Here is a 23,521-nt window from a genome sequence, read left to right as displayed (position 1 = left end):
AGATTGCGAGCACAGCCCCTCAACCTCCAGCCATGAGGGAAAGTATGGAAACTTCAGTGACGCGATCTGCCACTGAGTAATTGCGTTAAATTAGAAAAGGACAATTCTGTTCCCCACATTGAAATGCACATCATAATCAGAATTGCCTTATTTATTTGAAGCCATGATTCCATTTAAGTATTCGACCTGCTCATGCGAGTGTGACTTCATGAATCTTCCGTAAACACGTTCCAACATCATTGTGCTCTTGTGTCCCATCTGCTCCGCGATAAATGACAGGTTTGCGCCTTTGGTGATCAACCAACAAGCGTAGGTATGTCGAGATTGATATGAACAGCGATGGCGGATGCTAGCTCTCTTAAGTGCGCGTGACCATAGTCGGTTATATGTTGTCGTTTTATAGGTCTCACTCGTTTCTTGACCATTACGACGTTCTGGAATAAATACGAATCGAACGCTTTCCTGACGAAACGTGTTTGAGCCTTTTACTTCCACTAAAATATCTCTAACTGGGCTAAACATAGTTAGCTCTCTTTGAGACTTAAGGGCAAGGAGAGCAGGTTCAAGTAAGTGAATAGTTCGCTCTGACTTCTTATTCTTCGGCGTTGTGAACTTTCGTTCAAGCGTGACGTTGCGAGTAACCTCGATCGTACCTTTCTCAAGATCGACGTCTTCCCATGCTAACGCACAGAGTTCACCAGTTCGCATGCCCGTGTAAATGGCTAAGGTGAACATATTCCGCTGCTGTAAGTTTGTCGTTGACTCTATTAGCTGGTGGAACTCTTCTAGTTCTAGTGGATCCGGCTCACCAGAGCCTCCATTCAGCAGCTCAACATGCAGAAATGGGTTGTCATCGATAAATTTTGATTTCACTGCTAAATCAAAGCATCGGCGCAATAGTTTGATCATATTATTGATCGTCTTTGCGCTTCGTGGTCTTCCATTGCGAGTAGGGGAGTCGACCATTAACTTTTGGCACTTTAGTGCATCCATAATCGTGATGGTGGAGATAGTACGTTCCTCTCCAACAAACAAGCAGCATGCTCTTGCGGTAGTACTCAATACATAGAGTGACTGCGAAGCCATAGTCGTTTTCTTCAATTGAATATAGTCATCAAACAATTCGCGAACGGTAAGGTTCTTACCACGCTGTTCTGGAGTTGCAAAGAGTTGCGCTTTCTTTGATGTTGGAAATCGAGATAAGTAATCAAATGTGCCTAATGAAATTTCAGAAAGTATAGAAGCGCGTAGATGACTTGCTTTTTTGAGATTGCCTTTAGTGACTTCCCATCCTTTTAGTGTCTCCCGACAACGCATCTCCCGGTAAGTAAAACTAATGCGGATAGACTTACCGCGGATCTCTACACCTTCTGGTGTGTTCATTACGCAACCCTTTCTCTTGCTGAAAACTCATCAATGGCAACACGGTCATACTTAAAACTTTTGCCACCACCACTACTCTTACCGGATGCTTTTTTGAAGTGAACGCCTTCAATCCAACGAAACTGACGATAGTCTTTGATTTCATTGGTAGACATGCCTGTTAAATCAATCAGAAGATCCTCTTTCACCCAACGGCTAGGCTCTAATTGAATCACCGTAAATGTTCTCATCGGTAAACTCCTATATAGTTGAATTGAGAGAAGAGCAGGGCAACCACCTTACTCTTCTTAATTTGGTGGTTGACGTGTTAATAGCAGCGAAGTAGTGACAGATAATGTAAGTTAATGAGGGCCATTACTTCACTCCACCAGGATATCGATTGAAGTTCAGGTTCTTACGACCACCTTTCGTTACGTCCTGATTACAAAAATAGAAAGCGGAACCTAACACGGGTTCATTTTCCATAATTGCTGCTAGTTCCTGCTCAAACTGCACATCATTCATTCGTTGTTTAACGGCTGAGTCCTTGGGTTGCTCTTTTGGTAAACGCGCATCAGTTGGGCGAAGTTCCATCACACCATCAACCGCTCTATTGATCTCTTCTTGTGTCATGCTCATCGCGAAATCCTTACATTACTTGTGCTGCATCTCTGGCGAACATGTTTAGAAATTGATTGGTGAGCGAGACATTAGAAGGACATTCTTTGCTGATGCCCCAGCCGTTACTCTCGTTCTCTGGTTTAATCAGAGTTAGGTTGATCACTTCACAACCTAGTTGGTGACTAAAGTAAGGGGCCGATGTCGTGACCTGCCCGAATTGAGTATCGATGGTTGCCGCCATAGATATTTCCTCGCAAGATACACCCCCTTTAAGAAGAGGGCGCCAATATTAGTTAAGAGCTAAACGAACCAATGAAGGTATCAATTTCGATCTCACCGTTTTTAAAGCACGCTTGAAGCTTGGTTTGGAACTCTTCGCCCATCTCTTCTTCGTGTTGTTCCAGCTTCTTGATACGAAGGACTAGAGTTTCATTACCTATCGTGCTCATGCGCAGTTCAAAGGTGCGTTCAGCCAAACCTAAGTAAGGCACACACGTGAACTTAAACACCGCAGGCATTGGGAACTCTTCCTTAGTGCGAACCGCAACAGACTCGTATTCAGATTGATGGTGGCTGAAGTCATCTACATTGGATTCACGCCCTGCTTTCGCTTCAAACTTCATGTTGCGAATAGCTGCAGACGCGACGGAGTTTTCGATAACTTCCCCAGTGGTGGAGAAGACCTGAACGAACTCGCTGTAGTCTTCTACCCACTCAGCCAGTTTCTTTTGACCAAGGCGTTCTTCGTCAATGTTTAGCATGGCGTTAAGTGCTGCAGTGCGGCGCAGAATCAAGTTTGCTTGGTGTTTGCAGTGCCCAGGGAAGTTATGAGTACCAAGGTCAAAAATAGTCACAGCAGCCATACGTTCCGCATTGATAAAGCACTGATTGCCTTCGGTTTGGTACTCTTCGTGGTAACGCACAAACTCGTCGATATTTGCCGTCTTCATTGTGCCGCGGAAATAATTGCGGTTTGGCATGAACTTCTCCAAGTCATGCAAATCGAAGGATTCAGGTAGGGCGGCAACAGGGAATCCCGCTTTCTCTAACTGTTTTAAAAACTGCGGAGCATTCGCTGATTCTTGGATCTGTTGGATTGCTGATTTATCCATTTATCTATTCTCTCTTTGAGTGAGTTGCTGGTGGAGTGGGTTAGCTGCGTACTTCTCGCAGCATGCCTTCTTCAATAACGGCTTGGCCGTGAATATCTTCTTTTGGTCGGTCGTAGGTAAGTTTGCCGCCTTTGCCCACGTACGCGATTGAGGTGTATTGGAAGTCTTCTGACTTGGTACCGAATCCGGCTTTTGGCTCTTTTACCGACATGTTGACGGTGATTTCGACCATCTCGTTGTTGGTGCCCATAGGCTTAAGCTTTAGATCCATCTTCACGTTTCCCTGCTTATCGCTGTAGGACACAGCTCGGGCAACGTTAGATAACGCCAAACCGACGACATTGGAGACAACGCCACCGTCCAGTTCCTGCATCAGTTTTGGAAAGTTAGTAGTTCGGTCCTCAAGACTGAGGTTTCCTGCTTCTTGGTTAGACATGTGATTTCCTCGCTTCAGTAGTTAGTTAACCAACTGGAATGAGAATAATATTACATAATGGAATTTAATGGTCAATTACAAAATGGAATTGTCGTGCGCAATTTACTCTAGGTGTAAAAAAACCGCCAGGATGGCGGTTTAGGAATTTGTCGATTTATATTATTTTAGTGCAGCTAGCTTTTACTTTCGTTTCGCCAACAACCAAACCGTATTTATTGGATACGAAATGAAGCGCTAGTATTAAAGGTAACCAGGTCAATAAGCAATGCTGGTAACAGTTTCATGTTAAAGTCCTTTTCAACATAGAGGATTTTATTCGTAGATTTTAATCTGATTGACGATTACTTCTGCTTGCTTCTAGCAGTTCTTCATGTCGTTGCTTTTCGAGCTTTTCCCTTTCCATTCTAGAAAGCATCATTGACATAACAATCGACATGCCTAGTGCCACGACAAATCCAGCTATACCAAATAGAAACGAGAGGATAGCTACAATTCCAAGCATCACGAATGCGAGAAGAATTTTTTACTACGTTCATTACTGCTCCTTAAAAGAGTTTGAGTTTAGCGTCGATCACAACACCGATAATCTTACAGTTGCCATTGATTGGCAGAATCGGAAACGCTGGATTAAGAGCCTTTAAATACTTCTGGCCACTATCGACAATGAATTTTTTGAAAGTAGCTTCGTTTACGTCAGTGAGTTTTGCAACCACCAGCTTACCGTTCTCTGCGTCGACTTCAGTGTCCACCAGCACCATAGTCCCCTCAGGGAAGCTCACTCCTGTTGGTGATGTCATTGAATCACCTTGAACAGTCAACCAGAAACATCGTTCACTGCAACGCTCTGTTGTAGGGTACCACTCGCTGATTTCTTCTATTGAATAGGGCTCGATGGCTTCGTGCCATTGCCCTGCTTGAACTGAACTAAGGACAGGGAAGGACTTTTGGTAGGTAGGTTGTATATCGAGCTTCGTTACATTTGCAATGCTGTCATCTGGGTAGTCAATAAAACCCTCCGAATCAAGCGTCATATGAGTTAAGCCAACACACTTCATAATGGCAGCAACGTTCTCGATACTTGGCTCTCTGTTTTTGCTGAGCCAATGAGCTATCGCACTCTGAGATACTCCCATCATTTCTGCAAGAGCGTTCTGAGTGATTCCAACTTCTTTCATCCTAGCTTTTACTAGGTCATTCCAATTCATTTTCATAGTTAAAGATTATTACTCATTGTAATAACTAGATGAATATCCATATCGTAATATTTGTTGTTTAAGTAAATTCCATAATGTAATATTTGTTCTTGTTAAGGGGGCATTATGTCGAATTTAAAAGCTATTCGTGGTGAGCTAGGAGTTACACAACAAGCTCTTGCAAAAAAGGTAGGCGTATCCCAAAGCGCTGTTAATCATTATGAAAATGGGAATAGAACGGTTGATACCGTCCTTGGTTGGCGAATTGTGAACGCTTTGAATTCATTGGGGGCTGATTGCAAGTTCGAAGATGTATTCCCTGATCCGCAAGAAGATTGTGGAGCAGAAGGGCAAGAAGTTAAACCACCAATCAAAGGAGCAAATGGTGAATAAGAAAGAGATGGTGAATAAAACCATTGCAGGCGTCACTGGTGGTAAAGAGGCGGTTGCTGCAGTTCTTGGTATGTCGATAGACAGTTTTAACAACCACTTATACGAGAAGAAGGGTTCTCGCTTTTTTAGTGTTGATGAGCTGGTGGAAATGGCAGAGCTAACCAACACCCCATACGTAGCAGAGTACTTTGCTAACCGTGTTAATTGCATGGTGGTAGAGCAACCTGATGTCGCAGAACTGGATACCGTGGATATGTTCGATTGCCATTTACACCTTAATGCAGTGAAAGGGCTTTTGGATAAAACCATTGAAGAAGCAAAAGCAGATGGTGTGTTTGATGCTCGCGAACGTGCGCTCATCGCTCAATTGAAAGCAGAATACCACGCGACTTTCGAAGCCTTCATGCTGAAGCTCGATGCGTTGTATGCGGAGGTTGTATGAAAACAGAAATATTTTGGCAAACCGTTTCACAGATGGCAGACATCACCTGCAGCTCGGCAAAGCTAATGGTGGCGCAAGGCCAATCGTCAGAAGTCTACGAACGTGAGCAAATTCAGTTATTGAAAGCAAAGTGCGAACGTCGATTACGAGTAATAGATGAGGAAGTGGCTTTAAACCGCGGCAACGGTTTAAAGCCGGGTTGTGATGATTCTTGCGAGGAACAATCACAGCTCACTCAGTCACCAGCAAAGATCACGGAGGAGTGATGGAAAGAATAACACTCAATTATTCATTGTGGTACCACCAAAACCAGTTTTACAAGGTGGAGAAGGGGCAGAGCATCATTCTCACCCATGATGAATTAGCAGACTTGTTTGAAGCAAAGCGCATTTACGTAACTGCTGTTTATAAGGGGAGGGCTATTTGATGCTAAAGGTTACGTTTTTTGACTATGACGGCCAAGAGCTAACAACAGGCTGCTTCTCCCTGCTCACTCGTTCTCTATATAAGGCTTTGCTGGACACTCAGACGATAACTGGCTTCGTGCTGATTTTATTTGCGAACAACTTTGTTGTGTTTGGAAAAGGTAAGGCGCGTTTGGTTGTAGGGAAGGTGGAAGTATGAAAGTCACCCCAATGATCTTCAATACTGAAATGGTGAAAGCGCTTCTTGATGGACGTAAGGCAGTTACACGTCGGCCTGTCAGCAAAGTAAGAGCGGGAACCATCGATTGTCGTACTTTTAATAAAACTATTGTATCTGAGCGTCAGAGGTTTGCTGTAAATCAGCAAAATCCAAATCAAGAATGGCTTGCATATCCGTTTGTTGTTGGTGATCTAATTTGGGTTCGCGAGACGTTTTGTACAGACCCAGATTGCGACCATGACTCATGGGACGACCATGAACTTAGCTTTTTTGAATGGAATAACTGTGGTTGTTCTGCAGCGCTCTTGCCTGATGCTCTAAAAACTAACGAACATTGCCTATTTAAAGCTGGAGGGCTTCCAGATCTTAAATGGACTCCATCAATCCATATGCCTCGATGGGCTAGCAGATTGACACTTCGAATAACCGACGTTCGTATCGAGCGAGTACAAGAAATTACGGAAGATCAGGCGAAACTCGAAGGTATTAGGTATCACTCATTGTATCAAGAATGGGGCGGTGTCGAGAGCCATCCTGATTCGAGACCGCACGCCCCACAATGGCGATGGTATGAAAAAGCGAACGATGCATTTAAGTATCTTTGGAACTCGATTTATCAGAATTGGAATGAAAACCCTTATGTCTGGGTAATTGAATTCGAAGTTATTCACCAGAACGTCGACAAAGTTGTATCTGAATTGGGGGATGTATGTCAGTAAAGGTAATGAGCTACGTTTGGGACATTCCGAGTTTTAAAGGTTCTGATAAGTTGGTGATGCTTTGCCTAGCTGACCATGCGGATGATAGCGGCCTTTGTTGGCCGTCTATCGATACCATTGCTCGTAAGTCTGGTGTTTCACCTACCACCGTTAAATCGACACTTAAGAAACTGGAAGCTGCCGGATGGTTATTCAAAAAGAACCAATTCAAAAAGGCGGATACAGGTCGCTTAGTTCGTTCGAATAATCAGTACCAGTTGCCTGTAATGCTTTTGAAGAAGAAAGCAGATGAACAGACAGATTTTGAACAGTCGAATTTCGTCTGTTCAAAAGTCGAACGTTCGAAACTCGAACAGACGAAACAACCTGAGGGGGTAGGTCAAATTCCGGCTGGGGGTAGGTCGGAATCCGGCTATAAACCACCAATAGATCCACCAATAGAACCATCAAGTAAAGATCTTGCTCCAAGCGAACCGCTCGAAGCCGAACCAGCACTGTTTGAAATTCCTTTGAACAGGAAAGGGCAGTTTCATGGAGTAACTCAACCAGACATCGACCGCTATTCGGATTTGTTTGGTGCAGTGAATGTTCGTGCTGAGCTGAAAAAAATGATCGCTTGGTGCGATGCCAATCCTCGTAAGCGGAAAACCAAGCAAGGTATCGAAAAGTTTATTCAAGGTTGGCTTGGCAGAGAGCAAGACAAGGGGCGTTACCTGCCACCACAGCAAGGTGATTCCTCAGTGGCTACTCAGGACGAAGTAATCGTGATTCAGCGCGAAGTCGCTTTGCTAGAGAGCTCTATCAACTCAGAAAATCAGCGCATGTTGTACTTGATTGACGCTAAGCGACCTCAGCATGAAGTGGAACCATCAAAGCGAAAGATCGCAGATTTGTCGGCTAAGCGCAGAGAGTTACTGGAGCGTGTTGCGAACCTAGAGGCGGTGTAGGGGGGCGAGAATGGCAAGTAAAAAGGATTTGGTTGATGTAATGAAATCTCGTCGTCGGCTTTGGTCTCCGAGCGAGCTGTGTGATGAATTAGGTATTCACGTTTGTGACTTAGTTAGATTGGTTAAGGCGGCTCGCTGTTCTGGTGTGGATGTCCGGCATGAGAGTAGTGAACTGACGGGGTTCTCGAGTAAATACTGGTTAGCGGAGGGAGTCGAATGTTAAGTATCAGCGCCCAAACAGAGATGACAATGAGTAGTCGAGAGATTGCGGAACTGACAGGTAAGCAACACTCGCACGTTAAACGAGATATTGAACGAATGGTGGCTGAGTTGAACCATCCAAATTTGGAGGGTTCCCAGTTTTGGCATAAAGGTAATCAGTACACTCAATATCACTTGAATCGCGAGCTCACGTTGACGTTGGTTTCTGGTTACAACATCAAGTTACGTCATTCCATTATCAAGCGGTGGGATGAGTTAGAAAGTGCAGGTAAACCATCTATACCGACAACGTATGCTGAAGCATTGCAGTTAGCTGCTAACCAAGCCAAGGAACTGGAAGAAAAGAACCAGGCATTAGCTATCGCGGCCCCAAAAGCCGAGTTTGCAGATGCTATCGCGGGCGCGGATAAAGGTGTGAAGCTCGGTCAGTTTGCTAAAACAGTAGGTTTGGGGCCTGTCACTATTTTCCGTGTACTGAGAGAGTTAAAGATCTTTATGAGCCGTGGAGACTCTTACAACTTGCCGTATCAGGAGTTTGTAGAACGTGGTTACTTTACGGTGAAACAGGGTACTTACGAAACTAACTCCCAAACTCGGATCAGCCACACGGCCTTGATTACTGGAAAGGGTGAAATCTGGCTGCGCAAAAAGCTGTTGGAAACAGGTCACCTTAAGGCGGTAGCAGCGTGAGTCAGTTAGAGAAGTTGTTATTGCAACATATAAGAGCATTGAAGTTGGAAGCACCCGTGTCTGAGTATCGATTTCACGAGACACGCAGATGGCGCTTTGATTTTGCCTATCCCGATCAGCAGCTGGCTATCGAAGTAGAAGGTGGGACTTGGAGTAATGGTCGCCATAATCGAGCGAAAGGTTTTGAAGCAGATTGTGAGAAATATAACACGGCAGCATTGAGAGGTTGGACGGTTTTGCGCTTTACCGGAGATATGATTAAAAAGGGGTTAGCAATACAGATGATTGAGGAGGCACTACGTGATTAAGGTAGATATCGATATTGTACCCACTCTTAACGCTGCAGTGATCGCACTGACACCGAATACTCAATCGTTAAAGTCATTGCTGGTGGACGGTAAGATTGGTTTAGTGTCACCAGCACAGCAATTGGTGCCGGAAGAGAGTCAAGCCTTAAAGCCGACTGATTCGAGTCTCGTGGCGTTTTTCTCACATGAGGAAGTGCAAAGCAGAATAGGACGAACGCATCAGTTTGTAGATTTCATTAACGAATGCCAGTTAAAGGACTCAGGTTATTGCGACCATAATTTAAAAACTCGTAAAACAGGTGAAGGTGCGGTAAGGCTTTGCTGGCATCATGATCTCCAGGGGGACAGTGATCCAAACCTTTACTTTCACATTGCTCGAATGAACAGTGTCGTCCACGGCCTCCAAGCGGTGTCTCGCCAGTTACATGGGTACCAAAAGCAGATTACAGATGTAGACCTATGCTGGTGGGCGGTACGAAATGGTGTGTATGAGCTGCTTCCTCAAGCAGTTATAGATCGCCAGTTTAAGCGAGAGGCTACGGCTAAGCGAGTAGGTGTTAAGGGCAACATTGATACTGATGCTAGGTATGTTGTTGAAAGTCAGCGTGAGCAACTAGAACGGTTAGCAAAGCCTGTTCTTAAACTGGTCATCGATGACGATCCACCAGCGATGTATCTGAGAAAGCCGAAGCCAATCCGTTGGGAGAGTGAGAAATACCTTTCATTCGTGCGAAAGTTACCCTGTCGCGTGTGTGGTAAGACTGCAGGTATCGCTCATCACCTAATCGGCCACGGAGAAGGGAAGATGGGAAGTAAGGCTTCGGACATGTTTACCTTCCCGTTATGTAATGAACACCATCAAGAACTGCACCGCGATATGAACACTTGGGAACACCAACACGGCGATCAACTGTGGCATGTGAAGGAAACGATTAATAGAGCGCTGATGGTTGGGGCTGTGGGGTAAGCTAAGAAAAATGAGTTAGAACTCAATCCGTCAGGCACTAAACAAGGATACGATTAAAGACGACTGTTGTACTAAATACGTTACATTACAGGAGAATAAAAGTTGATAAAACGTTGAAAAATCAGTGGGTAAAGATTCAAAGGAAAGGCTTTTTGATACATTGTCTCACTTATGGATTAGCGTGTATTATTCCAATCATATTAATTAATGCATTTGTCCAAAACGACTTCTATTTCGGCTTCTCTCCCACTGTCTCATATCGAGTTTATTTAATGACTGTCTTTTGGGCCGTGTTTATAGCTGGTTGGGACTGTTTTTTTTAAAGTAGGGGGTATAAAAACACAAAGAGAAGCTATCGCCAAAATGTCTCATAACAAATCGTTCAAGAGGGATTCAGCACGCGTGGCATTGTGTGCTTCGTCCTTAACAAGGCGTTAGGTAATAAGTTAGACCTTTTAGGTTGAAGCCCACAACCAGTTACTTCATTTCGTAACTGGTTGTGGGGGTTATTAAAAGTTTTCGTTAATCTTTTTTAAACATGGCTGAATCCGGATCAAACCAAGGGCGGTACGCATTTTCACCAAGACCATCCCATGAGCGTATAGTTCTAACTGTATCACCATCAGGATATATATCTTTATCTGGGTTTAATGAACTTAACCATGCCCAATCCTCATCCCATTTAAACTCAATTTCAAAATCACCATCAGGATGAACAATAAAGCGAGCTTTGTTCCAAGGCTTGCTCTGCTCTTTGCTAGACATTAAATCAAATAAGTCACTAAAGGCATCGTCAAGTTCAATGTTGTCAGAACTGTAGATGTCGAGATCCTTCACATCATCTGAGTTAGCATCTACCAAGTAACGATCTTGAAAATACACCGCTCTAGTAGAAAGGTTCATAGCAATATCAACCCAAGCTACACACCACTGTTCGGGAGCCACCTCCAAGATAGCTCCTCCAACATGGTTATAAATTTCTTCTGCTGTTGAAAACATAAATTTACCTTAATTCTTAAATACCAAACGATTGGTGGAACCACCATCTACAGTCCACATAGCAATAAGCCTAGAAGGCGTCGAACCCTTACTATATTTGATACGAATATCCACTTCTACGTCTTTTCCCTCATCTAGGTCTGCAGCCCATTCCCTTTCCATCTGCCGCCACTCACCATGCCGATTCTGCTCCTTCAGTTGAGGCACTAGATTCACTTTTTCAGCTGGTCCTTGGAATAGAGTGGCAATGAGGTGACCACCATCATAGTTTGGGTCATCCCCTCCATACTTTGATTGAGTAGATGAATTACGGTGTAGTTTATCACGCATAGCTTGACTTTTAATGGGAGACTTTTGCAGTTTCCCCGTTACTCGTATTGTTCTACCATGTGCATCGGTTTCGTAGGTGTACGTTACTGGGCTTCCTTCATGCGTTGAGGTTACCTCATATAAGGTATTTGGTGCAGGAGGTTCTAGTTCGCTCGCCCACGATCCTGGTTTTCCTTTTATGCCAGAAGCTTGTCCTGCACTAGCCTTAACAATCGGCTTCTCCTCACGGGGAATATTTCCCGCTGAATCATTAGTTAAACGGTTCTTTGAGTCAGTTTGTACCACAGAACCTGTAGCACTTTTAGGTTTTGGCGTAGAAACTTGACTGCCACTGTCTCCTATGAGCACTGTTGGGTTTCCAATCACTATTTTACCGCCGTGAGCCGTTCCGTCCCCCATACGAGCTGCGGGCTTTCCATTGATAAACACCGAACTAGAGCCTTGGCTTATGGAATCTGGTGGACCAACACAAACAAGACGGTCCCCTTTTCGAGCCGCAGGTAAGCCACCAATTTTAACATTGGGTGAGCCAACGACTACAGGGCCGCCCACATGCGGAACTTTAGCGGTGACTTTGGGGCAGATGTGCATTGATGTTATTGTTGCTGCGGGTTTTCCCATGACAACTCCTTATTGTGGATTGAGTTGCATATGTTATTCCTGATAAGGCATCTATATTCTGTGGCTAGTGTAATATTTGGAGTCAGATCACCTAACAAACTGTTTAATAGTGATTCGCAACACGTGGTATTGCGTTGCTCACACCTTAATGTTGCGTTACTTTTCCATGTTTCAGCCAATCAGTTATATCCTACTTTAGTAATATAACTGACAAGGTTCTGTCCAAAGACGTGCGGGTGCAGTGCTTCGCAAACACACCTTTGCCCCATTGTTAGATAGACCTTTTACTCATTCACATCCTGTTAATGGGGTTTGCCCTACTAGAAGTTATCCATTCTTCTAATGCTGTGCGTCGTTAATCCCCGTGTTGTATCACGGGGGTAAATTCCACCATGCCTCAAAGGTTTGATAAAGTAGCGCTCAGACTTAAGTAAGCAACCAAGCGCCCATGCAATTGATTTATGCCATTGAAATAACAAAGTTTATCGATTGAGATAAGCGTGGTAAAACGGCACAATGTGCTGATAAAATAAGGCAATCGCCATATAATAAGCGTTATGTGTTGTTCGAATGTTGCGTTCATAACCTAGAATAAATTTATTGTAAGGGTAGCAAATGGAATTAGATAAAAAACTGTATCATTACACGAGTGCAGATGGACTTCTTGGTATGATGGATGGGGAAATTTGGTCATCACAAATCCAGTATATGAATGATAATAAAGAATGGGAGCATGGATTTGATTTGGCTTGGCCAGCGATTAAAAAATTGCAAGCGTCAAGAGATCGGAAAATAGCTTCCATAGCTGATAACTTGATAATGAATGTTCGCCCAGAAAGTACTATGTCACGAACATTTGTGTTTTCTCTGACAGAAGCGCCAGACTTGCTAAGTCAATGGAGGGGGTATTGTCATGATGGTGGATTTTGTGTTGGGTTTGATAAATCTAAAATTGAATCAACAGACTCTTTTAGAGGATTTAAGTTAAAGCGATGTGTTTACTCAGACGTTGAAAAGAATGAAGTTATAAATTCGATTATTCAAAAGTATGTTGACAAGTACTATGATATTGAACTTGATGAAGTAAATAGAAAAAAGCTGATTGTGGAGTCAACTGCGGAGTTCAGGGAATTGGCTTGTTATTTTAAACACTCTAGTTTTTCTGAAGAAAAAGAGTGGCGATTGTTTGGGACTGTTTCTGTTAATGATAACAGGTCTGCTTGGCGAGCTAGAGGTAACCTACCAATGCCATTTGTGAAACACAAAATTGATTTCTTTTCTATGGTTGATGAAATAATTGTTGGACCAAAAGTTGACTATAGATTAGCTGAGCACTCGATTTATTTCAAAGCTTACGGACATAAAATAGATATTAAAAAGTCTCGTTCAACTTTAGTGTAAGTAGAAACATAACAAGAGACTATGGTTTCAAGATACTTTTTCATACCTGATCTTGATACAACTAAGTCATTTAAGCTAACAAGTTTCTGTCCAGAAACGAGTTTAGTGGTGCTGGGGTAGCTTGTACGATTAGGTCAAGATAAACAACCGAGAGTCAGATCTCCTTGGTTCATTCCTATTAAGTAGTGATATCGGCTGTGGTATTTGAAAGATACGGCTAATATTGCGCTGGTGGTAGGCGTGATTTGAACCCAAAGAAGTATCTTGACAACGGGAGGGTATACATCTACCAATATATAGAGATATACGAGTCGAGCCTGTAGCCGATTTGGGGCTTCTGCAGTTAACACTAACGGTTGGTATGTATCGGGTTTAATTACATGAACCGAATTTTGTAATGTCCGCTATAGTACTTTGCTCAATGTCATTGTAAGTAATGTATACCGCACGATCCCTTTCATTTTGAGCGGCGAGCTTAAGTTGGTAAAGCATAAGCTCGCCACCGTGAGTAGGAAGAATCACTATTTTAAAGGGCTAAGTTAGGAAACTTGAACTTTAATTCACAGCCAAACCACGTTGTTCTTAGTATCTTGGTCAGCGTTTTTGTCTAGGTAGTGTTTCACTTCACCATCATAAAGCAAGATGAAACACTTCCCGTTTAGGTAAGTCCCCACGAGGTAGTGGTTTCTCGGAATGGTATAAACGATTTTGTGACCGTCATCATCAGAACACAGCGCACACACATCCATTATCTTCAGGCGCCTTACACCTATAACGTTGCCCACTTCCATAAAACCGCCAAAAGGGATGGCTTTCCAGTCGCCATTAGTTATTAGCACCGATACGTTATCCTCAGTGCTATCGCAACCGCATGGACCATCAGGACCGATTCGGCAGATGTGATGTCCTACTAGGCGTTGAATCGTTTTGTACATACTTCAAATTAAGAGTTATACTGTATTTATGTACAGTATAACTCTATGTAATCATGTTTCCAAACTCGTACAGGGAATATTATGGGATTAGCGACAAACATTGAAACGTGGCCGATGCCAGCGGCAATTGGTATGGCTACGGAAGGAATCAAAGCAAAGTATAATGACGGTTCTGGTGGTGGTGGTGGTTTCGGGGCTGCTGACTACCAAATGGCATCTCTCATTGATGGTGCAAAAGTGCTTTTAACGATTGATAGAATGCAGAAGAAAGCAGCGCATTTGGCCGATTGGAGCCTGTACGCCTACGCCTCACCACTTTGGAACTCGAAAGAAAACAAGACGCGTCTGGTTGAAAGTGTGTTGAATGATTGGGTCGTTCATTCATCTGAGCAAGGCGTGATTGTTCAGAAGCGAACCTATCTGAAAGTTAAAGCTCTCATTAGTACTATCGCTGGTAATATTGCGCTTGAGCAATTGGCTGGGGCTCAGACTTACTTCGATCATGATGGTATTCAATATAGGCCCAGCGTTAGCCGTCAGTTCCTAATCAAAGCGCTGGTGGAAGTAGATTGTAAAGACAAGAATATTGAGTCCGATGCGTTCAGAAAGAAACGTACTCGCTACTACCAAAACCACTGGTCTGAATGGGAAAAGCACAGTGAAGTGATTCGTACCTTGCTGGTTAACTACGACAAGTCTGCGCGAAAATTATTCAAAAAAGAGCTTGAAAATAAAAACGGGGCAATTTAATGTATATATATCCATTATGGATAAGTACACAGTATTGAAAATGACCGCCACTTAGGCGGTTTTTTTGTGTCTATCATAAATTCTCGAAAACCTCGCCTTGGCGGGGTTTTTTCATTTTCATCCAAGCAAAAGGGCACTCCAGTAAGGGGGTGAATATGCGTATGAACGAAAAGATATCCAGCGCCCTATCTTATTTTTGGAATGGGGTAATAGGAGTGTTTGGATCTATATCTGCAGACGGTTATACGGTTCTGATTGCTTTGGCTGGCATGCTCATTACTGCCTGGATTAACAACTACTGGCAGAAAAAGCGTTTCGAAAAGGACTATGGCGATGAAGCACCTTAATTCTGCAGTCAAGATGTTAGCAGCCGCAGGAGCTTCGGCTCTTATTATGGCGACAGCAATGGTAAAGCCAATGGAAGGTGTTCGGTATACTCCTTACATCGATGTCGCTGGCGTTCAAACTGTTTGTTACGGACATACAGGAACAGACATCATTCCAGACAAAGTCTACTCACAAGCGGAGTGTGATGAATTGCTTGAGTCTGATCTGGCTGATGTTAAGCGAATGGTCGACCCAATGATTCACGTTGATATCCCTGAGACGACACGAGCTGCTCTCTACTCTTTCACGTTTAACGTTGGTATAGGCTCATTCTCACGCTCGACGTTACTAAAGCTACTCAACAAAGGTGAGTGGTATGCAGCATGTGATCAGCTTAAACGATGGGTATATGCAGCAGGCAAACCGTGGAAAGGATTGATGAACCGACGAGATATCGAGAGGGAAGTATGCCTAATGCAAAGCTGACAGCATGGGCGACAGCTATTGCGGTAGTAGTGGTTGCGACACTCTCGGCAGCATTGTTTGTGGAAAGCAGTCGGGCTGATATCGCTGAAAGCCAGCTAACCTTGGTAAAGAGCGAGATTCAGGGCTATATCGCAGCGTTACACCAGCAGCGAGTTCAAATTCAATCCTTCAACCAATTGGGAGAGAAGCATGCAGCAGAGTTATCCGCAGCAAAAGAAGAGATTGATCGTCTTAGCGATAGTCTCAGCAATGGCCCTGAGCGGGTGTATGTCCAGGCAGATTGTCCAGCAGTGTCCGAAGCCGCCAGCACCAGAAGCGTGGGCAATGCAAACACCCCAAGACTTGGAGCAGCAGCTGAGCGAGATTATCTACGTCTCAGACGAATGATGATTGAGAACGAGCAGCAGACAAAGTATTTGCAAGATTACATCAGGACTCAATGCCTAGCAGAAGATCAATCATGAGCGCGGGTCCTTTTGGGCACCCTGAGCGACCACGGGGGCTCGACCTCGCAGAAAAGCTCTCGTTAAAAATTTTTTTTATTTTGGAGGTTTCCGGTTTCCGGTCAAAAACCATGAATGAGCGAACTATTCAACCCGAGCAAAAAGTTCACGCAGTTGGACATAGCGACGCTCCTTGGCATTTCATCTAGACAGGTCCGAAACCTTGCGCAACAAGGGGTTCTGCCTGTCGCCAAAGGGCGAAATGGTATCGATCCTCTTGCGTGTATCCATGCTTACATTACCTATAAATCGCAATCAAAAGCCTCCGATTCAAAACCGGAAACCGAGCAAGAAGATGAGGAAGCGTTTGCGAAATTAGAACGCGATCTCAAGATAGAGGAACGGCGCGAAAAGTTGGCGATGCTAAAAGCCAAGCGCGTACTGTTTGAAAAGAGTTACGCACCAATAGACATCATCGTCGACACCTTAGAACAGGTATGCGCCAGAGTGGGCACACGCCTCGACACCCTCCTTCCGAAACTAAAGAACGCATGGCCCGACATGCCACCCGAAGCGGTGGAAGTTTTAGAGGCCGTGATTGCTGCCGTATTAAATGAGTGTGCCGATGTTCAACCAAACCTCTCCGATTACATTGACAGCGATCCAGACGAAAGTCCGTCGTGGCTTGATGGGGATGAGGAGAACAATCGCCATCAAGGGAGCGGAGTGGGCCAATAAGCATTTCCGGTTAGCGGCTGGTTCTTCTCAGGAAGAAGGCTTTTGGGAAACACTGCCTTTGCAGGTTGTGCCACTCAACATGATGTGTAACCGCGCTATATCCGAGCTGACCATGCAAAAGTCGGCTCGTGTTGGCTGGTCCAAGTTGGTCATAGCAGCAAACTCTTGTCTGCATGCTCAGTTCAAAACCAACACCGTGATTTACGTACCGACAGAGAACGACGCAAAAAACATCTCTGTCACCGAGATTGATGCTGCTTGGCAGGAAATGCCAATCATGCACCAAATCTTCCCAGCCTTATTCGCTAAGGACCACCGAAACACCGTTTCCTACAAACAGGGAACAGGATGGTCGCTGCATGTCCTCGGCACATCCACACCGCGAAACATGCGTGCTCTGACTAAAGGCGCGCTGTTTGGTGATGAGATTGACGGATGGGATTGGGAGGTCGGTAAAGAAGGTAACCCTATCGATCTTGCGCGAATGCGTTTGGAAGGTGCCGCTTTCCCGATGGCAAGATGGGGAACCACACCAACCAATACAGGCGAGTCGCACGTTGAACGCCTAATGGCAAAGATGGAGCTGACTTTCCGCTTTTATCTGCCATGCCCACACTGCGGAACCGAGCAGGTTTTAGAGTGGGGCAGTAAAGAAGATAAACACGGCTTCAAGTGGGACAACACTCAGCCAAGTATCGAGAAAAAATCAAAGACGGTTTATTACAGCTGCGTTCATTGTGACGACCCTATCTACTACAAGCATCTCTACAAGATGGAGCTTGCAGGTCGATGGATCGCCGAAGATGGCACATGGACACGCGATGGCCATGATTTCTTTGATATAGACGACACCCCAGCGCCTACGCCAAGCAGCGTCGGCATTCACATTTGGTCAGGATACAACACCAAATTGAGCGCAGGTTGGCGTGGCATAGTGCGTGACTTTCTCAACAAGAAAGACGACCCAAGTCAGCTAAAAACGTTCGTCAACCTAACGCTCGGTGAGCTTTGGGATGGTGAGAACGGAGAGAAGCTGGATTGGGAATATCTCAAGTCGCGCCGTGAAATTTGGTGGGCCGAGAGTCGTACCAGTAACCCAGTACCTGAGCGAGCGGTGGTTTTGACCGGAGGCATTGATACTCAGGATGACCGCATCGAACTCTTTGTTTGGGCGTGGGGGCCAGGTGAAGAATGTTGGCTTGTTGAGCACATCGTTCTTCTCGGGGACTTATCGAGCCAGGTATTAAAAGATGCCGCCGGAAAAGCGCTGTATCGGACCTACAAAAAGCGCAGTGGCCAAGTGATGGACGTTCAGCTTTGGTGTTGGGACGCCATGGGTCATAAAACCGATGACGTTTACCAGATGAGTCGAACGCACGGCGTGATGTGGGTGATCCCAATCCAAGGTGAGAATCAGTACGGCAAGCCGATACAAAACTTCCCTCGCAAGAAAAACAACAAAAAAGTCTACCTCACTAGGTTAGGTACCGACGGTATCAAGCAAAGGCTTTATAGCCGTTTAGGTTTAACCCCGAAAGGTGATGAACCTGTGCCTGGATGTGTTCACTTTCCATTGGACGATGACATAGCCGGTGATGAGTTTTTTAAGCAGCTCTGCTCAGCCAATAAAAAGTTGGAGCATGACAAGTCAGGGCGACAAGTTTGGCGATGGGTGAAGCAATACCACCCATTTGATGAGGCGTTAGACGGATGGGTGTATGCGTATGCGGCACTCAACATTCTCACTCAACGGTTCGGTCTCGAACTGGAAGAGCCGCAACCCCAACAACCTCAAGAACAACCACAAACATCCGGTCTTAGCATCGCTGAATTGGCCGCGAGATTGAAAGGTGGATCAAGATGACAAAACAAGAAATGTTGCAACAGGCCGAAGCCGCCTTTCATAGTTTGCAAACAGGAAAAATGGCGGTTTCCGTACAGAAAGGAGACCGCAAAGTTGAATTCAGTCGAGCCAACATCCATGAACTTCGCGCCTACATTGATGACTTGCGTGCTCAGTTAGGATTGAGCTCAGTTCGTCGTCGCGGCCCTGCAGGAGTTTCATTCTAATGACACACACCGGACTACTGGCTGCAGATGGTCAAACACCATTAAGAGATGCGGTGTATCGAGCTGGCGGTTCAGGGTTTGGTGGCCAGATGAGCGATTGGAACCCTCCGTCAAAATCGGTAGACGCTGCTTTCTTGCCTGTCATGAGACAGGCGAACGCCAGAACAGACGATGTCACGCGCAATAACGGTATTGCTGCAAACGGCATCCAACTGCACAAAGACCACATCATTGGCTCTGAGTTTCGCCTCAGTTACAAACCGAACTGGCTATTGCTCGGCATCGCTCCAGACAAAGGGTTCGTGCGTGAAGTGGAAGCCATTTTTCGTGACATCGCCGAAGACCCGAACTGTTTTATCGACGCAGAAGGTCGCCGCACGTTCACCATGATGATGCGAGAGGGCATTGAAACCCATGCTCACACGGGCGAAATCATGGCGAAGCCCGAATGGATAGACCGTCGGCATTCGCACTTTTCAACCTGCATTCGCATGGTCGCGCCACGCAAGGTTAACAACCCCAACTACATGATGGACAAACCCCATCAGCGTGGTGGGATGCGCTTCAATCGACATGGCGAAGCCATTTCCTACTTCATTGAAGAAGGAGCCGATAACTTTGGCTCGCCAAAGAAATGGCGTGAAGTACCGAAGCGTTTACGCTCGGGGCGCATGGGGTTCTTGCATATCTTTGAGCCATCGGAAGGTGGGCAATGTCGTGGCGTGAATAAGTTCTTATCGTGTTTAGAGCAATTGAAGATGCTCGACACCTTACAGAACACCACGTTACAGCGAGCGATTGTCAACGCCATGTACGCCGCCAGTATCGAGTCAGAGCTTGGAACGGACCAAGCGATGGAGTACTTGTTCGGTGCGCAGCAAAATGGCGCGGTCGAAAAGATGCTAATGACCTACGGCGATTACTACGCCAACAACGAAGTCAAGTTCAACGGCGTCAAACTGCCTCACCTCATGCCAGGCGACAAAATCAACCTGCACAGCGCAGGGAATGCTGATAACGGATTCGCGGCCTTGGAGCAATCCATCATCCGCTACGTTGCGGCTGGATTGGGCGTGGATTACGCGCAGCTGTCGCGCAATTACGCGCAAATGTCTTACAGCACCATTCGTGCTTCGCACAACGATTCATGGCGTTACTTCATGGGTCGACGAAAAATCATTGCTAACCGATTCGCCAGCCAAATCTTCGCACTCATGTTCGAAGAAATGATCTTGCGTGGCTACATCAAGCTGCCAAGCAAAGCGCGATTCAACTTCTACGAACGCCGCAACGCTTGGACCAAGTGTGATTGGATTGGCTCTGGCCGACTGGCCATTGATGGGTTGAAAGAAGTCAAAGAAGCCGTACTGCGTATCGACTCAGGTCTATCGACGTATGAGAAAGAGCTCGCGCTACTCGGTGAAGACTATCAAGAAATCTTTGATCAACAGTTGGCAGAGATGGAAGAGCGCAAAACGAAAGGCTTACCACCGCCAAGCTGGATGAAGCTACAAGCGTTAGCACCGGATAACCCAAGCGAGAGTTCAAATGAATAATTTACAACACCTAATCAGCAACACATTCAACAGGCCGCTCGCCTTAGAAGCTGGTTACGCTCGGGTATTCTTCTCGGCGCTCAGCCAACGTCTCGGCAATGTGGTCCAGATCACCGACACCGAAGGGCAAATCCTGCGCGAGAACGACATGAAAAAAGTCGCTTCTGGCTTCTCTCGGACTCGCAGCAGTAACCGCAGCTATCAAGTCTCTCAGGGTATTGCCATCATTCCGATTGATGGTTCGTTGGTTCATAAGTATGGCCACATCAAACCCTACTCGGGGATGACAGGGTACGACGGCATTATGCACCGCTTGCGAGAAGCGGTCGCAGACCCCGAAGTCAAAGCCATTTTGCTGGATATGAACACACCAGGCGGCATGGTCGCAGGTTGTTTTGACTTGGCCGACAAAATCGCAGAGATGCGCAAAATCAAGCCTATCTGGTCCCTCGGTTACGACATGCACTGCAGTGCAGGCCAAATGATTGCGAGTGCGTGTTCAAGGCGCCTCATAACTCAAACGGGCATCGCAGGCTCGGTGGGCGTGATTATGGCACACACCAACATCGAGAAGATGCTGGATCAGCAAGGCGTGGAAATCACCCTTGTGACGGCAGGTGACCATAAAGCCGATGGCAACCCTTACCAATCTCTGCCGAAAGAGGTGCGAGAGAAATGGAAATCCGAAGCAGAGAGCACACGTCAAATGTTCGCAGGTAAAGCCGCCGAGTACATGGGCGTCGACATTAAAACCATTCTATCGACTGAGGCGCAGGTCTACGAAGGCCAAGCCGCAGTGGATGTTGGCTTCGCAAACGAAGTCGTCAACGGTCTTGATGCCGTTCAGATAATGGCTGAACAGTTCAAGAAACAACAAACCACCTTTGATATGGGAGCCGCTATGACGGTGCAAGCAGAACAACAACCAGTCGCAACGGGTGAGCAAGGCAATCCACAACAAGCCGCCGCTTCAGCGACTCCGCAAAACCCAGCTGAAGAACAGCAATCCACTCCAGAAAAGCCACAAGCGAGCGCGCAAAGTGATGAGTCCACGGACCCAGCCAAACAAGAGCGTGAACGCTGCATGGGCATTATTGGCCTAGAAGAAGCCAAAGGGCGTGAAGCGCTCGCGCAGCAACTTGCCAGTAACCCAAAAATTAGCGTCGATGAAGCCAAGGCCTTGCTTGCTTCAGTACCTATTAGTGCCACTGCGCAAAACGAGTCGGCATTAATGGCACTGGCCTCAGAGCACGGTGAGCCTCTTGGTGATGATGTTGGTTCCGGTGATGTCACCGAAGAACAAAAGAACATCAAAGCGCTAGCGTCTTCATACACACGCATTTAACAAGGAAACTCGCATGTTAGAACAAACAGAATACACACCAGATGAGCTGTTTATTAGCGCACCAGTCACGGCGCGAGCAACCATCAAAACGGGCGTATCTTTTCCTGCTCGAACCCCATTAATGGTCGACGCGACTGACGCCGCCACTTTGGTGGAATGGGATGGTACACCAGGCAAAGCCATCGCTATCTCGGCTCGTGATGTGACGAATACAGGCAGCGACCAAGAATCGACAGTTTACCTACAGGGTGGCTTTCGTATCGGTTTTGTGAACTGGCCAGATACGGTCACAACCAACAAGCAAAAACGCGCTGCTTTCCTTGGCAGTCCAGTTTTCGTAGACGACGAATACTAATTCGTCGTTTTCTTTGAATTCAGAAAAAAAGAGCTTCTTATGCCTGATAATTACACCACTCGCGAACTGCTTGGAGCCATTCAAGAAGCAGGTATTCGTCGCGACAACTTCTTCATGCGCTTCTTCTTCCGTGAGATGTATACCTTCGATACGGAAAAAGTCGACCTCGACATGATCCCAAATAAAACCAAGATTGCAGCATTTTGCTCACCGATGATTGGTGCCGCAATAGACCGCAATCAAGGCTTTAAAACCTCAAGCTTTAAGCCTGCATACGTGAAGTCAAAACACGCAGTAACGGCAAACCAAAGCGTTAAGCGCCGACCAGGCGAGCCAATCACAGGCTCTATGTCGGCAGGTGATCGTCAAAACGCGATTGTGATGCAAAACCTCGATATCGAAGAGCAAGCGGTTCGTGACCGTGAAGAGCTGATGTGTGCCGAGATGGTCTACGACGGTAAAACCGTGATCGACAGTCCTTACATTGAAACGCCTTACGAAATTGATGCAGGCCGAAATGCGGACAACATGATCACGCTTCTTTCGGCAGCTCAGTGGGCGAATAAAGACTTTGCTACCTACGACATCGTTGGTGACATTGAAACTTGGGCGGCGATTTCTGAAGGCCTGACGAATGTCATCATAACCGATCCTAAAACGTGGGCGTTGATGCGCAAATTCGAGAAGTTCAATGACGCGCTGGAAACTCGCCGTGGCTCTAACTCTCAGCTTGAAACCGCGCTAAAAGACTTAGGTGCAACGGTTAGCGTTAAAGGCAATCTTGGCGATGTCACCATCATCGTGGTAGATGAAGAGTACATCGACCGTGACGGCACAACGAAGAAAGTCCAACGCGACTTCACGTTGATTCTGGCGCATACCGAACTGCGCGGTGCGCGTCTGTACGGTCAAATCCAAGACTTATCCGCTCAGCGTGAAGGCTTTGATGAAGCCGAACGCTACGTGAAAGATTGGACGGAAAATGGCGATCCAGAAGTTCGCTACACCAAAACGGAAGCCGCCCCTGCGATGTACCTCATTGACGTTAACAAAGTTGTTGTCGTCAAAGTCGGTTAATCCTGACCACCACTAACGAAAAGCAAAATGG

General features: G+C 45.9%; 31 protein-coding genes and 1 pseudogene. 21 read left to right on the top strand and 11 right to left on the bottom strand.

What is annotated here, in order from left to right:
• Positions 1-147: 147 nt before the first annotated feature.
• The 7 genes from J8Z23_RS09980 to J8Z23_RS09950 form a co-directional block, all read right to left on the bottom strand.
• Positions 148-1,383, bottom strand: coding sequence for a tyrosine-type recombinase/integrase (locus tag J8Z23_RS09980; protein WP_434633309.1), 1,236 nt, complete (start codon positions 1,381-1,383; stop codon positions 148-150).
• The gene (gene xisR / locus J8Z23_RS09975; protein WP_047104247.1) at positions 1,383-1,613 is read right to left on the bottom strand and encodes an excisionase family protein; all 231 of its coding nucleotides are present in this window, start codon (positions 1,611-1,613) and stop codon (positions 1,383-1,385) included. The genes J8Z23_RS09980 and xisR overlap by 1 nt, the downstream gene beginning before the upstream one ends.
• A 124-nt stretch (positions 1,614-1,737) precedes the next feature.
• On the bottom strand, positions 1,738-2,001 hold the full coding sequence (locus J8Z23_RS09970) for a hypothetical protein (RefSeq protein WP_140333105.1): 264 nt from the start codon (positions 1,999-2,001) through the stop codon (positions 1,738-1,740).
• 10 nt (positions 2,002-2,011) lie between these two features.
• The gene (locus J8Z23_RS09965) at positions 2,012-2,224 is read right to left on the bottom strand and encodes a hypothetical protein (protein ID WP_005376930.1); all 213 of its coding nucleotides are present in this window, start codon (positions 2,222-2,224) and stop codon (positions 2,012-2,014) included.
• A 52-nt stretch (positions 2,225-2,276) separates the two neighbouring features.
• Positions 2,277-3,095 (bottom strand): DUF2303 family protein, encoded by an 819-nt coding sequence (locus tag J8Z23_RS09960; protein WP_434633304.1) that lies wholly within the window; start codon positions 3,093-3,095, stop codon positions 2,277-2,279.
• Positions 3,096-3,135: 40 nt separating this feature from the next.
• On the bottom strand, positions 3,136-3,531 hold the full coding sequence (locus J8Z23_RS09955) for a hypothetical protein (protein ID WP_172563576.1): 396 nt from the start codon (positions 3,529-3,531) through the stop codon (positions 3,136-3,138).
• A gap of 545 nt (positions 3,532-4,076) precedes the next feature.
• Complete coding sequence (locus J8Z23_RS09950) at positions 4,077-4,742, bottom strand: LexA family protein (protein ID WP_031778939.1); 666 nt, start codon at positions 4,740-4,742, stop codon at positions 4,077-4,079.
• A gap of 108 nt (positions 4,743-4,850) precedes the next feature.
• Between J8Z23_RS09950 and J8Z23_RS09945 the strand changes: the two genes are divergently transcribed.
• From J8Z23_RS09945 to J8Z23_RS09905, 9 genes are all read left to right on the top strand, one after another.
• Positions 4,851-5,117, top strand: a complete 267-nt coding sequence (locus J8Z23_RS09945; RefSeq protein WP_434633299.1) for a helix-turn-helix transcriptional regulator — start codon at positions 4,851-4,853, stop codon at positions 5,115-5,117.
• On the top strand, positions 5,107-5,559 hold the full coding sequence (locus J8Z23_RS09940) for a YmfL family putative regulatory protein (RefSeq protein ID WP_025501770.1): 453 nt from the start codon (positions 5,107-5,109) through the stop codon (positions 5,557-5,559). Before J8Z23_RS09945 ends, J8Z23_RS09940 begins: the two co-directional genes overlap by 11 nt.
• A complete protein-coding gene (locus J8Z23_RS09935) occupies positions 5,556-5,825 on the top strand; it encodes a hypothetical protein (protein ID WP_086485273.1) in 270 nt (89 codons plus the stop codon). Before J8Z23_RS09940 ends, J8Z23_RS09935 begins: the two co-directional genes overlap by 4 nt.
• 354 nt (positions 5,826-6,179) lie before the next feature.
• A complete protein-coding gene (locus J8Z23_RS09930; protein ID WP_434633296.1) occupies positions 6,180-6,923 on the top strand; it encodes a hypothetical protein in 744 nt (247 codons plus the stop codon).
• Complete coding sequence (locus tag J8Z23_RS09925) at positions 6,914-7,870, top strand: helix-turn-helix domain-containing protein (RefSeq protein ID WP_434633293.1); 957 nt, start codon at positions 6,914-6,916, stop codon at positions 7,868-7,870. The genes J8Z23_RS09930 and J8Z23_RS09925 overlap by 10 nt, the downstream gene beginning before the upstream one ends.
• Positions 7,871-7,880: 10 nt before the next feature.
• Positions 7,881-8,093 carry a hypothetical protein gene (locus J8Z23_RS09920; protein ID WP_434633291.1) on the top strand — a complete coding sequence of 71 codons (213 nt, stop codon included), beginning with the start codon at positions 7,881-7,883 and terminating at the stop codon, positions 8,091-8,093.
• On the top strand, positions 8,087-8,782 hold the full coding sequence (locus J8Z23_RS09915) for a phage antirepressor KilAC domain-containing protein (RefSeq protein WP_005376942.1): 696 nt from the start codon (positions 8,087-8,089) through the stop codon (positions 8,780-8,782). Before J8Z23_RS09920 ends, J8Z23_RS09915 begins: the two co-directional genes overlap by 7 nt.
• Entirely contained in the window at positions 8,779-9,090 is a 312-nt protein-coding gene (locus tag J8Z23_RS09910) for an endonuclease domain-containing protein (protein WP_213883730.1), read from the top strand. The genes J8Z23_RS09915 and J8Z23_RS09910 overlap by 4 nt, the downstream gene beginning before the upstream one ends.
• Positions 9,083-10,057, top strand: coding sequence for a DUF968 domain-containing protein (locus tag J8Z23_RS09905; protein ID WP_434633287.1), 975 nt, complete (start codon positions 9,083-9,085; stop codon positions 10,055-10,057). The genes J8Z23_RS09910 and J8Z23_RS09905 overlap by 8 nt, the downstream gene beginning before the upstream one ends.
• A gap of 522 nt (positions 10,058-10,579) precedes the next feature.
• Here the strand turns inward: J8Z23_RS09905 and J8Z23_RS09900 are convergent.
• The 3 genes and pseudogenes from J8Z23_RS09900 to J8Z23_RS09890 form a co-directional block, all read right to left on the bottom strand.
• Positions 10,580-11,056, bottom strand: coding sequence for an immunity protein YezG family protein (locus J8Z23_RS09900; RefSeq protein WP_256899471.1), 477 nt, complete (start codon positions 11,054-11,056; stop codon positions 10,580-10,582).
• Between the two features lie 9 nt (positions 11,057-11,065).
• The gene (locus J8Z23_RS09895; RefSeq protein ID WP_308400505.1) at positions 11,066-11,671 is read right to left on the bottom strand and encodes a DNA/RNA non-specific endonuclease; all 606 of its coding nucleotides are present in this window, start codon (positions 11,669-11,671) and stop codon (positions 11,066-11,068) included.
• 51 nt (positions 11,672-11,722) lie between these two features.
• Positions 11,723-12,007 (bottom strand): annotated as a pseudogene (locus J8Z23_RS09890) (PAAR domain-containing protein); the annotation flags it as partial.
• A gap of 615 nt (positions 12,008-12,622) precedes the next feature.
• Between J8Z23_RS09890 and J8Z23_RS09885 the strand changes: the two are divergent.
• A complete protein-coding gene (locus J8Z23_RS09885) occupies positions 12,623-13,408 on the top strand; it encodes a DUF2971 domain-containing protein (RefSeq protein WP_434633284.1) in 786 nt (261 codons plus the stop codon).
• A 560-nt stretch (positions 13,409-13,968) separates the two neighbouring features.
• Here J8Z23_RS09885 and J8Z23_RS09880 read toward each other — a convergent pair.
• On the bottom strand, positions 13,969-14,343 hold the full coding sequence (locus J8Z23_RS09880) for a hypothetical protein (protein ID WP_256899466.1): 375 nt from the start codon (positions 14,341-14,343) through the stop codon (positions 13,969-13,971).
• A gap of 81 nt (positions 14,344-14,424) precedes the next feature.
• Here J8Z23_RS09880 and J8Z23_RS09875 point away from each other — a divergent pair, with 81 nt between their 5' ends.
• The 11 genes from J8Z23_RS09875 (at position 14,425) to J8Z23_RS09825 (ending at position 23,490) form a co-directional block, all read left to right on the top strand.
• Positions 14,425-15,093: a hypothetical protein gene (locus J8Z23_RS09875; protein WP_274013801.1), complete on the top strand. Its 669-nt coding sequence runs from the start codon at positions 14,425-14,427 to the stop codon at positions 15,091-15,093.
• 155 nt (positions 15,094-15,248) lie between these two features.
• A complete protein-coding gene (locus J8Z23_RS09870; RefSeq protein ID WP_005376950.1) occupies positions 15,249-15,440 on the top strand; it encodes a hypothetical protein in 192 nt (63 codons plus the stop codon).
• Positions 15,427-15,906 carry a lysozyme gene (locus J8Z23_RS09865; protein ID WP_256899464.1) on the top strand — a complete coding sequence of 160 codons (480 nt, stop codon included), beginning with the start codon at positions 15,427-15,429 and terminating at the stop codon, positions 15,904-15,906. The genes J8Z23_RS09870 and J8Z23_RS09865 overlap by 14 nt, the downstream gene beginning before the upstream one ends.
• Positions 15,888-16,370, top strand: a complete 483-nt coding sequence (locus tag J8Z23_RS09860; RefSeq protein ID WP_140087556.1) for a lysis protein — start codon at positions 15,888-15,890, stop codon at positions 16,368-16,370. Before J8Z23_RS09865 ends, J8Z23_RS09860 begins: the two co-directional genes overlap by 19 nt.
• Before the next feature lie 114 nt (positions 16,371-16,484).
• Entirely contained in the window at positions 16,485-17,087 is a 603-nt protein-coding gene (locus tag J8Z23_RS09855; protein ID WP_434633280.1) for a hypothetical protein, read from the top strand.
• Entirely contained in the window at positions 16,975-18,951 is a 1,977-nt protein-coding gene (locus J8Z23_RS09850) for a terminase gpA endonuclease subunit (RefSeq protein ID WP_434633277.1), read from the top strand. The genes J8Z23_RS09855 and J8Z23_RS09850 overlap by 113 nt, the downstream gene beginning before the upstream one ends.
• Complete coding sequence (gene gpW / locus J8Z23_RS09845; RefSeq protein WP_086485288.1) at positions 18,948-19,157, top strand: gpW family head-tail joining protein; 210 nt, start codon at positions 18,948-18,950, stop codon at positions 19,155-19,157. The genes J8Z23_RS09850 and gpW overlap by 4 nt, the downstream gene beginning before the upstream one ends.
• Positions 19,157-20,713, top strand: coding sequence for a phage portal protein (locus J8Z23_RS09840; RefSeq protein ID WP_434633273.1), 1,557 nt, complete (start codon positions 19,157-19,159; stop codon positions 20,711-20,713). Before gpW ends, J8Z23_RS09840 begins: the two co-directional genes overlap by 1 nt.
• Positions 20,706-22,058, top strand: a complete 1,353-nt coding sequence (locus tag J8Z23_RS09835) for a S49 family peptidase (protein ID WP_434633270.1) — start codon at positions 20,706-20,708, stop codon at positions 22,056-22,058. Before J8Z23_RS09840 ends, J8Z23_RS09835 begins: the two co-directional genes overlap by 8 nt.
• 13 nt (positions 22,059-22,071) lie before the next feature.
• Complete coding sequence (locus J8Z23_RS09830) at positions 22,072-22,413, top strand: head decoration protein (RefSeq protein ID WP_005376958.1); 342 nt, start codon at positions 22,072-22,074, stop codon at positions 22,411-22,413.
• Between the two features lie 39 nt (positions 22,414-22,452).
• On the top strand, positions 22,453-23,490 hold the full coding sequence (locus J8Z23_RS09825) for a major capsid protein (protein ID WP_434633266.1): 1,038 nt from the start codon (positions 22,453-22,455) through the stop codon (positions 23,488-23,490).
• Positions 23,491-23,521 lie beyond the last annotated feature (31 nt).

The organism is Vibrio sp. SCSIO 43086, from assembly GCF_051132235.1.
Lineage (GTDB): Bacteria > Pseudomonadota > Gammaproteobacteria > Enterobacterales > Vibrionaceae > Vibrio > Vibrio diabolicus.
Note: the sequence above shows the minus strand (reverse complement) of the source record. Positions and strands in the feature narration are given on the sequence as shown.